The sequence below is a fragment of the Anaerocolumna aminovalerica genome, from assembly GCF_900115365.1.
Taxonomy (GTDB): domain Bacteria; phylum Bacillota; class Clostridia; order Lachnospirales; family Lachnospiraceae; genus Anaerocolumna; species Anaerocolumna aminovalerica.
The window spans coordinates 1-14685 of the sequence record NZ_FOWD01000009.1 but is presented as its reverse complement, the minus strand read 5'-3'; the positions used below and the strand labels follow the sequence as shown (position 1 = coordinate 14685).

11 protein-coding genes are annotated in these 14685 nt (G+C 35.7%); 2 read left to right on the top strand and 9 right to left on the bottom strand.

Going from position 1 to position 14685, the window contains the following annotated elements:
* Window positions 1-110: 110 nt before the first annotated feature.
* The 8 genes from BM183_RS06835 to BM183_RS06805 all read right to left on the bottom strand — a co-directional run bounded on the left by BM183_RS06835 (window position 111) and on the right by BM183_RS06805 (window position 11100).
* Window positions 111-1484, bottom strand: a complete 1374-nt coding sequence (locus BM183_RS06835) for a GntP family permease (protein ID WP_091685550.1) — start codon at window positions 1482-1484, stop codon at window positions 111-113.
* 60 nt (window positions 1485-1544) lie between these two features.
* Window positions 1545-2543, bottom strand: a complete 999-nt coding sequence (gene pdxA, locus BM183_RS06830; protein ID WP_091685548.1) for a 4-hydroxythreonine-4-phosphate dehydrogenase PdxA — start codon at window positions 2541-2543, stop codon at window positions 1545-1547.
* A 59-nt stretch (window positions 2544-2602) separates the two neighbouring features.
* A complete protein-coding gene (locus BM183_RS06825) occupies window positions 2603-3901 on the bottom strand; it encodes a four-carbon acid sugar kinase family protein (RefSeq protein WP_091685547.1) in 1299 nt (432 codons plus the stop codon).
* Between the two features lie 13 nt (window positions 3902-3914).
* Window positions 3915-4658, bottom strand: a complete 744-nt coding sequence (locus tag BM183_RS06820) for a DeoR/GlpR family DNA-binding transcription regulator (RefSeq protein ID WP_091685545.1) — start codon at window positions 4656-4658, stop codon at window positions 3915-3917.
* Between the two features lie 488 nt (window positions 4659-5146).
* The gene (locus tag BM183_RS20960) at window positions 5147-5917 is read right to left on the bottom strand and encodes a hypothetical protein (protein WP_242960901.1); all 771 of its coding nucleotides are present in this window, start codon (window positions 5915-5917) and stop codon (window positions 5147-5149) included.
* Window positions 5893-7392 (bottom strand): MBL fold metallo-hydrolase, encoded by a 1500-nt coding sequence (locus tag BM183_RS20955; protein WP_242960899.1) that lies wholly within the window; start codon window positions 7390-7392, stop codon window positions 5893-5895. Before BM183_RS20955 ends, BM183_RS20960 begins: the two co-directional genes overlap by 25 nt.
* Before the next feature lie 24 nt (window positions 7393-7416).
* A complete protein-coding gene (locus BM183_RS20950; protein WP_242960897.1) occupies window positions 7417-7638 on the bottom strand; it encodes an MBL fold metallo-hydrolase in 222 nt (73 codons plus the stop codon).
* A 291-nt stretch (window positions 7639-7929) separates the two neighbouring features.
* Window positions 7930-11100, bottom strand: coding sequence for a type I restriction endonuclease subunit R (locus BM183_RS06805; RefSeq protein ID WP_091685669.1), 3171 nt, complete (start codon window positions 11098-11100; stop codon window positions 7930-7932).
* A gap of 441 nt (window positions 11101-11541) precedes the next feature.
* On the opposite strand from BM183_RS06805, the gene BM183_RS06800 reads away from it, so the two are divergent.
* Window positions 11542-12495, top strand: a complete 954-nt coding sequence (locus BM183_RS06800) for a restriction endonuclease subunit S (protein WP_207650135.1) — start codon at window positions 11542-11544, stop codon at window positions 12493-12495.
* Window positions 12496-12575: 80 nt separating this feature from the next.
* On the top strand, window positions 12576-13502 hold the full coding sequence (locus BM183_RS06795) for a site-specific integrase (RefSeq protein ID WP_091685542.1): 927 nt from the start codon (window positions 12576-12578) through the stop codon (window positions 13500-13502).
* Between the two features lie 39 nt (window positions 13503-13541).
* Here the strand turns inward: BM183_RS06795 and BM183_RS20680 are convergent.
* Window positions 13542-14685 (bottom strand): restriction endonuclease subunit S (locus BM183_RS20680; protein WP_170847911.1); only part of this gene is annotated, 1144 nt, incomplete at its 5' end.

Here is a 14685-nt window from a genome sequence, read left to right as displayed (position 1 = left end):
TATTAAACTGGGGGATTAAAATGAATTCAGAACCACTTTTGTGAAAGCACTAATAATAATCAAGAAAGGTGTTATGCATCCATACCCTTCGATACATAACACCTTCTCTGTTAAATAAATATATTCAATATAATCAATTCAACAAACCCTACCGCCCAGGCAATGGTTGTAGTTACCGACCAGACGCGGACCTGTTCTTTCGTTTCAACGATTCCACTGAGCCGGTTTACTACCCAGTAAAAACTATCATTAAAGTAAGAGAAGAATAAAGAACCAATACATGCTGCAAATGCACCTAACATCATATCACCACCTGCTGCTTCTACAATAGGAGCCGTAATGCCTGCCGCAGTAATCATGGCTACTGTTCCAGAGCCTTGTACAAATCGAACCAGAGTTGCAATGATGAAAGGTAGTAATATAACCGGTATGGAAGTAGCTGCGATTCCTTTGGCTATATAATCTCCAACACCTGCTGATTTAATAACCTGCCCTAATGCTCCACCGCCACCGGTTACGAATATGATAATGCCTGCTGATTTCATACTGTCTTCAAGCTCAAGAATAACGTCTTTTCTATCCTTTCCTCTGGTCAGTGTATAGATGGATATTAATAATCCAATACCAACTGCTATAACAGGTTGACCAATAAATATTAATACTGCATAGAAACCTTCTGTCAATTTCATTGCCGATAATACTGTATTAAATAGTATTAATATAATAGGCAGTATTAAGGGTGCAAAGGATAGAAGTGTAGAGGGAAGATTCTGATTTGTTTCACCAGTAGTGTTGTCTAAAACAGCCTTCTGATATGCCGGTCTTTCCCACTTCTCACCGTCTTCACTGGGAATTTGGTATATTTTTTTACCAAGATACCGTCCGTAAATAGTTACTACGAAAGCCATAGGAATAGCTATTACAATTCCAAGTAAGATAAATTTACCCACATCAACACCAAAGGTTCCTGCTACACCAAGAGGACCGGGTGTTGGGGGTATCAGGGAGTGTGTAATAACCAGACCGCCTGCCAATGCTATGGATAAAGTAACCATAGATTTTTTCGTTCTTCGGGAAAGTGCTTTTGCAAGTGGTGACAGAATAACAAAACCGGAGTCGCAGAATATTGGTATGGATACCAAAAATCCTGTAATGGAAAGTGCCCATTCCTCTCTTCCTTTACCAAAAATCTTTAGAAAGGTAAGAGCCATTCTTTCCGCTGCGCCGGATACTTCAAACATTTTCCCCATCATAATGCCAAAACCGATGATAATACCAATACTGCTCAAAGTACCGCCAAATCCTGAAGTGATTGCGCTTATGGTATCCGATGGCGGTAGTCCCCCAACCAATCCAACAATAACTGCCGCGATAATGAGTGCTAAGAATACGTGGATTTTAGTTTTCAGAATCATGAAGATCAATAGGAGCAGACCTATACCTAATCCAATAAGCATCTGAGAACCTGATACTGTTGTTGCCATAAAACCTCTCCTTCCATAATATTAAATTATTGTATTCTGCCCGGTACCTGCTGCACAGGGTCAGGCACCGGTAAAATTAGGTGAATATTTAGCACCTAATAGAATAGCTTCTATCATACTGACTTCACTTGCTATACCTTTTCCTGCTATGTCCATTGCTGTGCCGTGGTCGACGGATGTTCGCAGAATAGGCATTCCCCCTGTAACAGCTATGGTCTTTTCAAAATCCAATGTTTTAGTAGCAATATGTCCCTGATCGTGATACATAGATAAAACACTGTTATAACGGCCTTGTAATGCCAAATGGAAAACCGAGTCTGCTCCAATAGGACCTGCCACATCATAGCCCCTTCTTTGCAGTTCTTCCACTGCCGGCATAACTTCTTCCACTTCTTCATTACCGAACAATCCGTGTTCTCCACTATGTGGATTTAAACCTGCCACTGCCATAGTACCTTCTTTTAGCCCCAAGGTAGCCAGTACCTCTTTGCATCTTATTACATAATCTATAATTCTCTCTTTCTTAACCATATTGCATGCCTGCCTTAATGATACATGCCTGCTAAGGAAAAACACTCTCATTCCATGTACTTCAAACATAGTAAGAGGATCTTTTGTACCGGTAAGTGCTCCGAATATCTCCGTATGACCAATATAGGGTATCCCTCCTGCCTTCAGAGATTCTTTATTAATGGGTGTGGTGGAAACTGCATCTACTTCTCTTGCATTGGCAAGTTCAATACTTTTTGCAATATACTCATAAGCAGCTTTTCCACATATACCCCTTATTTCACCAATTCTGAATTCTGTCATATCTACATTGTGTAAATCAATTAAATTCAAGATACCTTCTTCATATATGCCATCCTCTGGATGTTCAATAACATTTACCTTTAATGGTACCTTAGTAAACCCAATGGCATCCTCTATTATGTTCTTATCTCCGATGACAACACATCGGGCTGCCTGTAATACCTCTTTATTAATAATTGCTTTAACTACAATTTCAGGACCGATTCCTGCTGGATCTCCTATGGGAATTGCTATTAATGGTCTCATCTGTTATTTTCCTGCCTTTCCTTGTAATAATAATATATTTATACGCTCCTTTTGAAATCTTACATATATAATTGTTCTTTTAAATAATGAATACACTGATTCAATGCATTTTTATCTCCTGCCATTCCTCCTTTGGTGACCACTTTTAATCCCTCAAATACTCCGCCGATAAATTCCCCATAAGCTGCCAAAGGTACTACCTCTCCCAGCAAACGAATACCGGCTGAATTAAATTTCTTGCTAATTGCAACCGTAATATCTCCACCACTGGAATACAAACCTTTAAATTCCTGATTCCTAAGGAGAATCTGATAGGTGATTTCAGCAAAGGAATCATTAATCAAATTGCTGATATCTTCTTTTTCCACATAAAAACGTCTGGCATATACGGTTAAGTCAATACGGTTTTCCGGAAGAATACCATTGCCTATCACAGCACAAACTTCCTGATTCCTGCCGCTATTTAGAACCTCTTCTACTACACGGTTCATTTCAGCTGTTCTTCTCTCTTCTCCTTCCACCAGTTCTTTCACATTCACAAATACTGGAAGTACTTTTTGTGCAAGCAACAATTCATCAACCTGCATTTTGGCTACTCCATTTACACTTCCTATGGTAATTAGTACTTTACTGTTACCCTCTTTTTGTTTCATCAGCTTCCTTGAAAGTGCTGCTGTAAAGGTGCCCGGATCAACTGCTATAAATGGAACTTTGCTTTTTATTACTCCATCTGCAATAGTATCTAAATCCTCATTTGATATGCAGTCAAAGATTAGGATTCTAACACCCAAATGTTTATATTCTTTAATCTTTTCTGCTATGTGTTCTTTTCCTAACATAATGTCATTAATCTGCAAAGAGGCAACCGGATATTTGGACTGTTCTTTAAATAAATCTTGTACATAAGAGGTGTGAATAGGAGTTTTGGGATCCAGGGCAACTTCTGTTTTGTGCAGCGGAACTGTATTTACAAGCATATACCCGCCTGCCACAATACGACTGGCTTGTGGAAAACAAGGTACAACTATCGCCATGGACTGATTGGATAATGCATCTAAAAAAGCATCTGTTTCACTTCCCAAGTTTCCTCTTAAAGTACTGTCAATACGCTTGGTATATAGTTTTATATTATTATCCTTCAATAATTTGACTACATTATAAACACGGTTATAAGCTATCTCTGCATCCACTGCCCTGCTATCTGTAGGATATACAATACAATCGGTGTCTGACAGCAATTTCAAGTCAAGCCTTTCTGCATTCATTACGGTATATGCTGTAAATCTAAGTTTTTTTAGTAATACACCCGTGGCATTGGCTCCGGTTAAATCATCTGCTATAACTACACATTGTGCCATAGGAACTCCTCCTTTACACCTGAATAATGTTGATTTTTCTTTGCTTTAATATATCATCCTCTTCACCAAAAACTTTATTGGTTATAACTCCGGAGTAATCTGCTAAATGATTGACTTTAATTAGTGCCTGTTTTCCAAACTTAGTATGATCCACTGCCAGATAGGAACGGTTGGCATATTTGCATATTAGGCGTTTTAATACAGCCTTTTTAGATGTGGGAGTTAAAACATTATACTCATCGTCTATGGAGGCAGCGCCAATAAATGCAATCTCTGTCCTTAATTCTTCTACCATCTGATTGGCAAAGTCTCCAAGCATACTTCCTGTAGATTTCTGAACATTTCCCCCGCACACCAATAGATTCACATCCGATTCCATAAGGAGCATGGCAATCTCTAAGTCATTGGTAATAACCGTAATAGAGGGGATATCACGAATTCGCTTGGCAATCTCATAAGTGGTTGTACCTGCATCCAAAAAAACTGTGTTGCCTCTCTTAACATACTGGGCGCACTTATCCGCTATTTTTTCTTTTTCCTCCATCTGCAATGTCCGTTTCTTCGTATAAGCTACTTCTCTTTTTAAGATAGCACCTCCATGACATCTCTCAATGATACCCTCCTGCCGGAGTTTTTCCAAATCTCTCCGAATGGTCATAAGACTTACATCCAATTTCTTTGCCAGCTGCTCCACCTGGACCGTTCCTGTCTCACGTATGATGTTAATAATCTGGGTTCGCCTCTCTTCTGCAAACATTGTTTCACTCCTCTGATTGTAAATAAAATAGAATTTCATTATCTATTTATCTATTATGTTCGTTTACGTTCATATTATATAAATATCATGGAAAATTGTCAATAAAGCTGGTATAATTGTTCGTTTTGTAGAGGCTGTTTTAGATGGTAAAATAGAATCGAACAAATGTAAACAAAACGTAACTGTCTATCCCTAATCGCCCTATAAAGCATAAATTTAAGAAAGGACCACTCCAAAATGAAGTAGTCCTTAAATTTATATTATGCAATTAAGTCTCAAATAATTTTGTGTAATCCAGGATAAACCTTTGTGCAACAGAGCTGAGTTATTCCAATCTATTGATTTAACAATATCTTTTGCAGATTCACATAAAATCTTTTTTGTTTCCAAATCTTTATACAAGGAAAAAAACTCAATATCTACCTTATCCTTTCCTGGCTTTTGGTATTCCGAAATTAAATTAAAGCACCTTACAGCAATCATGAATACTAAACTTCATTTAATTCACATCCTGTCATAACCTTAAATTCCTCCCTGGCATCCATAAGTCCTTCCAGCCCACTTACAATGTCTATGCTGATACTCATACTCTCCGGATGATAGGACGGATTCTTCTTAATCACAATCTGATATTTACGACACAAAGCTCTTACTATGTTAATAAGTTCATTCTGATTCACTTTATCTGAAATGGACATATCCCACCCAGTCTGACGGGTTAGATCCTGTATCTGCCCGGAATACATTCTTCCAACGTAAGGGCTAATAAATACAAGTTCAATATACTTCCTGCCTTCTATCTGTTTAATACTTTTCTTGTATGGTTTATGCATTTCCTCTTCGAATGCATAATCAATTAGATATAGTGCATCATTTTGTTCCACGGCTTCAGATGGGTCTACAGTCTTATAATAATCTTGATTTTTCACACCAATCTTCCCATCGTCCAGGTTTAGAGATGGAACAATTAACTCCCATCCGGTTTTTTCATGAAATTCCTTTATAATATCATGAATAGATGCTGGCACTTGATTTAGCACAACATGAGCCTGTCTCATAATAGAGTGGAAAGATATCTTTAAAACATTATTCATACTAAAATAACTCATAATTAGAGATTCTGCTGCATTGTTATTCATAGCTTCATTGATGCCTATGCTCCAACCGGTTTGCTCATAAAATCTGCTTATGACTGCATCTATAGAAGAGTCAATTGCATGAGGAAAATCAAAGACTAATTGAACTTTCTTTTGTTCCATATTAAAACTAATCTTCTTATAGGGAATTCTTTAAATAATTCCTCAATAATTAACGTTAACTGCTGTTGGTTTAACTCTTTTTCCTTTAAATCTTCTTCTACGTCTTGCTTATCCCTTGCTTTCCACAAGAACAGCCTTCTGGCATCGCTTTCAAAATAAACACTTTCCATGATGAGTGCTTTAAACCCTTTCATTTGCTCATCTTCATAGCAATTTACCCCATGCCAGATATAGTAAAGTTCTTCCAGAGTAAATAATCTATTACCATAGTGTTCTGTCATATATTCATAGAAATGAGACATGAGCTTCTCAGATAGTTCCTCACTATGATTCATTACATATGGAATGTGTTTCTTTAGCTGCTTTCTAGGATTGCGAATCTCTATATGAATTTGTTCCCCACATTCCGGTGTAAATATTCTTCCCTTATAATCGGCTGCCATCTCTTGTCCAAGATTCCTAACCACTTCATTATTACCATGTACCAGAATTACATTTCTTGCAGATAACCGATCAATTAATCCTTTGATTTCACTTTTATCGGAATGGGCAGAAAGCCCAATCTTCTTTATCTGGCCCTTGACAGGAAAACCAACTCCATTTAACTTTAGATATCGGTCTTCTTTCGCCTCCAGAAGGTCCAACAATTGCCTTCCCGGCGATTCCTCATCCTGATAACCGGTTATTGCAATATAGCCGTTTTCCATGGGTGCTATCTTTTCCGCATAATAAGCACTAGGTCCTCCGGTGAGCATACCTGAACTTGCAACAAATACTACCTGCTGCTCCTTTAACAGTTCTTCACGGTTGTCATTTGGTTTTACTTCCACAATATTATCATCGTAGAAAGGTTCCAATCCTTTTAAAACTTTTTTACCTAAAGATTTCTTTAGGTAAATGGGATTTCTATTATAAACCCGGTTCACATCACGAACCAAGCCATCTACATAAACTTTAACATTCTTTAATTGTCCCTTATTCAAAGCACTTTTTAAAATCAATATAACTTCTTGTGCTCTTCCTAGTGCAAATGCAGGGATAAGAACCTTTCCGTTATTCTCCATGGCTTCATTTACAAAGTCCACTAACGCTTTCTCTTCTATCTCAAGATTGGAATGTAATCGGTCTCCATAAGTACTCTCAACAATAGCTACGTCCGGCCTTAGCTTCGGTAACTTAGCCCCTTCAATACTTTTTTGTGAAAATGCAGAAAAATCTCCAGAGTAAAACAAGGCACCCTCTTTTCCCTGAATATAACAAAAGCTGGCCCCTGCAATATGTCCAGCATTATATAATGTAAGGAACATATCTTCGAATATGGGAAATTTAACCTCATACCCGATTGGAAATATTCGATTTAAAGTACTAACAACATCCTGCTCTGCATACAAAGGTATCTCCGCTTCCCGATTGTTCATAATCTTTAAACTATCATAAAGCTGCACACGTACTAAATCCATAGTCATATGATTCATTTAGATTCTGGCACTAGGATATTCCTAACTAATGATAGGCAGGCTTCCGATATGATCTAGATGGGCATGGCTAATAATAATAGCATCCAATCCTCCACTCTCTTGAATCACCCTGTAATTCGGTAAAGTATCTTTACTCATGCCTTGCCTGATACCAGCATCCAGTAACATATTCTTACCATCTATGTGCAATAGGATGGCACTTCCGCCAATCTCTAATGCACCACCTAAAAATTGTATGTCCATACTGTCCTCCTTAAAAATGCCGGTTGTTGGTGCCAGGCACCGGTAAAAATGGTGCCTGGTACCAACAACGGGTACCAACAACGGGTACCAACAACCTAAATAAATGGATTATAAAATCTACTTCCATCATAAAATGTAAAAATTAAAGATATGACTGAAAAAAATACAGTAAATGCAATAACGATGTAATCTCTCCCAGTAAAAGGTCTTGCAGTATATCAAGTTCTCTTTTTATTCTTACCAAATCTTCTTAATTCCATTGCATAACTGATTACATCAATTCTTTCCATATTATCGGCGATTCCTCAGCGGCAAAATCACATCACGTAAAATCTGTGGATAGATTTCTTCGCGAAGTTTTTTGTTATACTTTATTTTATTTGGTAAAGGATTTGACGAATTCCTTTTATATGCCTCGTAACTCTGAGAATTTGTAAGCTGAGTCTCTCCTACCTGCTTATCGCGTTTTTCCCTATAGTTTTCCAGATAAAACTTTAACTCTTCATATCCCACAAACCATTTATCGGACACTTTTCTAATAGTATCATCAATAGTTTGCTCTATCATATCATTTAAAACACTTAGAACACTCTTATTCTCAAACCTTGATGCATTCATTTGAATCTCAAACCACAACTGCATCATGACGCTGCCTAATTTAGGATTACGAACACTTAAATCATTAATGTATTTATCAATTTCCTCACGACTTTTTTCTTTTATCGGTTGTGCAACATAATTAAAAACCTCTTCTTCAGCAACTTTTGACATAATAGTGTCATCTTTTGATAGCAAGCTATATACATTATTAACCGAAATATCTTCACTAGCAAGAGGTATAAAGGATTGCATCAAAGATATAATGTATTCATAATTCACATCATCAGTACGAATTGATGTTAATTCGTATTCAATATCCAAGACACTATTATCCTCATCATCTCCATTACCCTTTAAATCTTCAAGGATATTAATATAATGACCGTAATATTCTACTATTTCTTTTTCGGTAATTTGATACTCTACAGACAGGATTTCACTATTATATTCTGAATAAACCTGTATCGAAGAAAACCATTTATCAAGTTCTTGAAACGCTTTTGCAAAGCTCTTCTTTTCTTCTTTTGTTTTTAAGCTTAATGCATCTTTAGGTTCTGCTGCAAGGTTTCTTAATTTATCAATACTCTTCTTAAATTCTTCCTTAGCTTCTTCAAAAGTTGGTGCTAAAACGAAATCTTCTCCACCATTTGAATATAGCAATAATGCAGCATCAACTTCCTTTTTATAAATTGATGGTGTTCTGAATGTTACAATCTGTCCATAGGTCTTTTTCCTATCATAAAGTCGATTAGTTCTTGAAAAAGTTTGAATAATATCATATAGCTGCTGCGGTGGTCTATCAATAAATACTGTAGATAAACATGGTGCGTCAAACCCGGTAAGCATACGATCTCTAACAATAACAATATCTAACTGATTTGAGCGGAGTTGATAGTAATCCTCTTTTCTTGCCATTCTTTTAGTAATATCTGCATTGTATGCCTTAATATTCTCTATAGACCATTTAGTGCCGAATTCTGCATTATAATCTTTGATTGATTCTTTCATTTTATCTTGATTTAGCGAACTATCTTCCTCATTTTCAGAAACAGTGTATGTTACCGCTACTTTAGGGAAATCTGGCAATACCCTTTTAGTTTTTTCATCAATTTGAACGATCTCTCTATCCTTATCAACAAGTTCACCATTCTTTAACATTTTAAATAATTCATAGTATTTTTGAGCTTGTTTAATAGAAGATGTAGTAAGGATAGCATTATAGGTTTGTCCTACTCCATTGTCAAATCCCAACTTTTTACGAGAGTTATTTACAATTGATTTTATTACCTCTATCATGTGTTCCTGATTTTCGTACACACTTGAAGGAATTAATTTTTCTTTTTCATCAGATTCTAAGTCACATGGATTCTTACCTGTGGCTTGCTTTACAATATCATCTATCGTTTCATCACTTAATGTGTGCTTATATTCGACTTGAAAGCCTAAAACAGCCTTGTCATCAATAGCTTCCTTCACAGTATAATTATGTAGTTCCTTTCCATATTGTCCCTTAGTAGTAGCTGGTAAATCTCCCAATGTCTTTTTCTTGTTTTCTCCGAAAATTGGTGTTCCTGTAAAACCATACCACAGAGAAGATTTAAAGAAAGTCTCAATTTTTCTCTTTTGTTGAGGCGATACTGCACGATGGCATTCATCAACAACAAAAGCTATTTTCAACTTTCTTATGCGTTCAATTTTCTTTATATTCCTATCTGCTTTTCTCCATGTTTCAAACCGATTTAACATGGTATTTATTTTTTGCTTTGTAGTCACTATCATAGTTTGATCCTGTGAATAAAGCCTATCAATCAAGTTATTTGTATTATTTGTTTCATCAACATCAATAATATCATTTTCTGCATATGACGTAAATGCTTCTGTTGTCTGCTGATCTAAATCTGTTCTGTCCACTACAAATATAGTTTTTTCAATTGCAGGGATTTGAAGTAAATTCCTGGCAACCTTATAAGACGTTAACGTCTTTCCCGAACCTGTTGTATGCCATATATATCCGGATTCTTGCCTTTTACTGGCTTCTCTCACCGCTTCTATAGCATGGATTTGATATGGGCGAAGCAAAATCACACTCTTTTTATCACTATCTAACACAGAATATTGAAGTACCATATTGTGGGCAGCAGGAATAGATAATACATCCTCAGCAAACTCTAAGTATTCCGTTACTGGCTTATTATTTTCGTCCACCCATTTTATCAAAAATTTAGAATTCATTTTATGACTTGAAGCAATATACCGGGACTCACTCCCATTACTAATAACAAACATCTGTAGTGTGGAGAATATTCCTCTGTATTTGCCCTCTCTCATATATTTGTCAATTTGGTAAAATGCTTTCATATAGCCATGCCTTCGACTCTTTAATTCAATTTGAATCATGGGCAATCCATTTATTAGTAAAGTTACATCAAACCTCCGATCTTGTTCTTCAAATATTGCCTTATCCCGCTTCACCTGATGTACTACTTGATATACCGTATCACCACCTGCAACTGCATCACGTCTTCCAACAATCAAAGGAATTCTGCCAAGACTAGCATCCTCTCTAGTAAGGATAATTTTATATATACCATTTTCACCTGCAAGCCACTTTCCAGCATCATAAGGTGTATTAAATCCCGAAATAAAATTTTTAATTTGTTCAAATTCTTGATCCGTAATCGGATTACCATCTAAAACACTCAAGTTTTTATCCGTAAGAATCTCACGAAAATTATCCCATAATTTATTTTCGCTATTTAAATCTTTTCTATATTCCCATTGTGCATATCCTGATGCGCTATTTCCAGTAGTAAGCTGATTAATTAATAACCTTTCCATTTCCGACTCTTGTTCAAAATTCATTCGTGCCAATGTAATGCCTCCCACTTATTATTTTTATCCAAACTCCGTATATGATTTTCAGCTATAGTTGTTAGGTAATTTACATACCATATTTCGCATTTACAATCTGAGCTTCCCCATCAGATAACTTGAAGTAAGACTATTTTTGAAAATGGTTCTTACACTATCTACAACTTCTGTCTGTATTTTATCATAATCACACCTTTTCCTCAATCGGATTTAGGTATATTACTTATGAGGTATCAAAATTTCCTTTGATGGAATAGGATAACTGTTAAATTATGTATTTTAGAAATTATTACTTGGGAACAGCGTAAGTTTATAGATATAACATATTTAGCGGGAGAAAAAAATAAAGAAAATCTGCCATATGAGAGTTATTCTATTTCCAATGAAAATGGATTTATCCCTCAAAATGAGCAATTTGAAAATGGTGGAACTATGAGAGATGCAGACAAAAGTATGTACTATATTGTTTCACCACAATCCTTTGCATACAATCCTGCAAGAATAAATATTGGTTCAATAGGTTATCAAAATCTAGCTAAAAACGTGATTGTTAGCTCACTTTACGAAGTTTTTAAGACTACTGATGAAGTTAATGACAGATTTCTTTGGTACTGGTTTAAGTCTGATACGTTTCAAAAACTTATAGAACAATATCAGGAAGGTGGGGTGAGATTGTATTTTTATTATGATAAATTATGCATGTGTTCAATATCACTGCCAAGTGTTGACGAGCAGAGAAAGATTGGTGCTTACTTAGACCATCTCGACAACCTTATCACCCTTCACCAGCGAAAATTGGATAGGTTAAAACAGCTGAAGCAAGGTTATTTGCAGCAAATGTTTCCGAGAGATGGGGAAAGTGTGCCTAGATTGCGTTTCGCTAATTTTCATGGTAAATGGGAACAGCGTAAGTTGGGGGCAATTTGTAAAGTCAACTCAGGAAGAGATTATAAACATCTAAATGAAGGAAATATTCCTGTTTATGGAACAGGTGGCTATATGTTATCTGTAGATGATAAATTATCAGATGTTGATGGTATTGGAATTGGTCGAAAAGGAACAATAGATAAACCCCAATATTTGAAAGCTCCATTTTGGACTGTTGATACTTTATTTTATATGACATCTCTACCTAATAACGACTTAAAGTTTTTATTTTCATTATCCCAAAATATAAGGTGGAAAAGGATGGACGAGTCAACTGGTGTTCCAAGCTTATCCAAGACTTCCATTGAAAAGATTGCTTGTTCATTCCCATGCTTTGAGGAACAACAAAAAATAGGATCTTTCTTCGAACAAATGGATGAAATAATCACCTTTCAACAAACACAGTTGGATAAGTTAAAATTACTCAAAAAGTCTTATTTGCAAAAAATGTTTACCTAAACCTCTTTTCAAATCATAAAAAATTCTTAATAATAGATAATCGTGATATATTCGCTAAATATTATTAGGAGGTTTTTTATATGGCAAGAAAAAAAACATCACAATTATTTCATGAATATTTTGGAGAATGGATTGAACTTTATAAGGTTGGCGCAATCCGATCTGTTACCTTAAAAAAATATTATATGAGCAAGCAACGAATCATGGAGTTAGCACCTGACTTACAAGTTCATGATTTAACCCGGAAAACATATCAAAAGTTACTAAACGACTATGCACTCACTCATGAAAAGCAGACCACTATGGATTTTCATCATCAGTTAAAAGGAGCAATCCTTGATGCAATCGAGGAGGGAATGATTGAACAAGATCCAACTCGAAAAGTGATTATTAAAGGTAAAATGCCTAAAGAGAAAAAGCCAAAATTTTTAAATCAGTTTGAAGTGCAAGCTTTGCTCAAACAATTGAATTTAACTGACGAGATTAATTGGGATTGGTTCATTTTTTTAATAGTAAAAACCGGTATGCGCTTTTCAGAGGCTTTGGCTCTTACTCCTGATGATTTTGATTTTACAAATCAAAAGATAACAATTGAAAAAACATGGGATTATAAATCTTCCAAAGGAGGATTTCAACCAACTAAAAATAAATCATCAGAAAGAAAAGTTCAGTTAGATTGGCAGACGGCGATGCATTTCTCAGGGCTTATAAAACACTTACCAAATGAAAAACCGATTTTTGTAAAAGGACGAGTTTTTAACTCAACAGTAAACAACCGTTTGCAATCCCTTTGTAGTAAAGCAGGTATTTCAAATATTACAATTCATGGTTTACGTCATACCCACGCTTCTCTACTTCTTTTTGCAGGTGTTTCCATTGCCAGTGTTGCTAGAAGATTAGGACATTCCAGTATGTCCACAACACAAGAAACGTATTTACATATTATTCGTGAACTTGAAAATCAAGATAATGATAAGATTATGCGACATTTGTCTGCGTTAATGTAGTTTATACAAAAAAGGCACTTAGTTTGTGCCTTTTTCGTATTATATAAACATTTTCTGTAAATAGCCCTTTTTGAGTGATTTTAGTCTATCTAACTTTGATTGATGAAGAACAATAGTATTGTCAAGCTGTTTAAAAAAGTTACCAATTTTAACTTGCTCCTCTTTTTTGGGAAAAAAAGTTGGGAATTTATATAGATTTTTAGTTGTAATCCCAAACACTTTCATACCTGTTCCTATTCTGCTTCCAAATTGCTTAAATTCTACTGTATGAAGTAGATAATACAAAAATAAAGAGCAAATTTCTTGGGGCCTCATTGCTATTGTATGGAGACCAGCTACTACTTTATCTGTTGGTTGTTTTAGTAGAATGCTTGGTTCGGCAATCCCAACATAATCTTCTGAAGCATCTGCTACCACTATATCGCCTTGTTGAAGAAATTCATAATATCCACCTTGAATAATGGGAAGTTGTTTGTCAGACTCTATCAAATCCGCAACTTTCTTATGAATATCTCCATAATGAATATATCGATACCCAGTCGGTTCACCTACTTCTGCTTCACGGGAAAGTGGATATGATTTTACGGTATCAACCAATTCCCCCAACTTACGCTGTTCCCATTTACCATGAAAATTAGCGAAACGCAATCTAGGCACACTTTCCCCATCTCTCGGAAACATTTGCTGCAAATAACCTTGCTTCAGCTGTTTTAACCTATCCAATTTTCGCTGGTGAAGGGTGATAAGGTTGTTTAAGCTATCGAAAAAGCTTGTTATTACCATTTGCTCTTTTTTACTAGGCAATAAAATATCCATTCCAGATATCATCTCAAATCTAACAGAATCTACGGAAGTTTTTGCAGTCATTGACATAACTCGGTTATAAAAATGATTAGAAAAATAATAGTAAAAGTATTTACCAGTAATATCTTTTGTAAAGTCAAACATCCTGTAAACACGCTGATGTAAGTCATATTTTCCATTTACATAATGAAATACTTTACCTGTTCCGACACCATCTCCAACTGTTAAAACTGCCTCTTCATCATAGAGGTACTTGTTACTATGCTCAATGATTGGAGATCTCACATAAAGTGGGTATATTCCACCATCAATTCGGTCTTGAGTGTTGCTTTTGCCAGTAGATATAGAACATACATCTTTAACCTTACGCTGTTCCCAA

Excerpts from the sequence above, each read along its gene's own strand:
- BM183_RS06825 (WP_091685547.1), bottom strand. The coding sequence starts at position 3,901 with ATGGCACAATGTGTAGTTATAGCAGATGATTTAACCGGAGCCAATGCC.
- pdxA (WP_091685548.1), bottom strand. The coding sequence starts at position 2,543 with ATGAGACCATTAATAGCAATTCCCATAGGAGATCCAGCAGGAATCGGT.
- BM183_RS20950 (WP_242960897.1), bottom strand. The coding sequence starts at position 7,638 with ATGGACATACAATTTTTAGGTGGTGCATTAGAGATTGGCGGAAGTGCC.
- BM183_RS06820 (WP_091685545.1), bottom strand. The coding sequence starts at position 4,658 with ATGTTTGCAGAAGAGAGGCGAACCCAGATTATTAACATCATACGTGAG.
- BM183_RS06800 (WP_207650135.1), top strand. The coding sequence starts at position 11,542 with ATGAGAGATGCAGACAAAAGTATGTACTATATTGTTTCACCACAATCC.
- BM183_RS20955 (WP_242960899.1), bottom strand. The coding sequence starts at position 7,392 with ATGAATCATATGACTATGGATTTAGTACGTGTGCAGCTTTATGATAGT.
- BM183_RS06835 (WP_091685550.1), bottom strand. The coding sequence starts at position 1,484 with ATGGCAACAACAGTATCAGGTTCTCAGATGCTTATTGGATTAGGTATA.
- BM183_RS06795 (WP_091685542.1), top strand. The coding sequence starts at position 12,576 with ATGGCAAGAAAAAAAACATCACAATTATTTCATGAATATTTTGGAGAA.
- BM183_RS06805 (WP_091685669.1), bottom strand. The coding sequence starts at position 11,100 with ATGAATTTTGAACAAGAGTCGGAAATGGAAAGGTTATTAATTAATCAG.
- BM183_RS20960 (WP_242960901.1), bottom strand. The coding sequence starts at position 5,917 with ATGGAACAAAAGAAAGTTCAATTAGTCTTTGATTTTCCTCATGCAATT.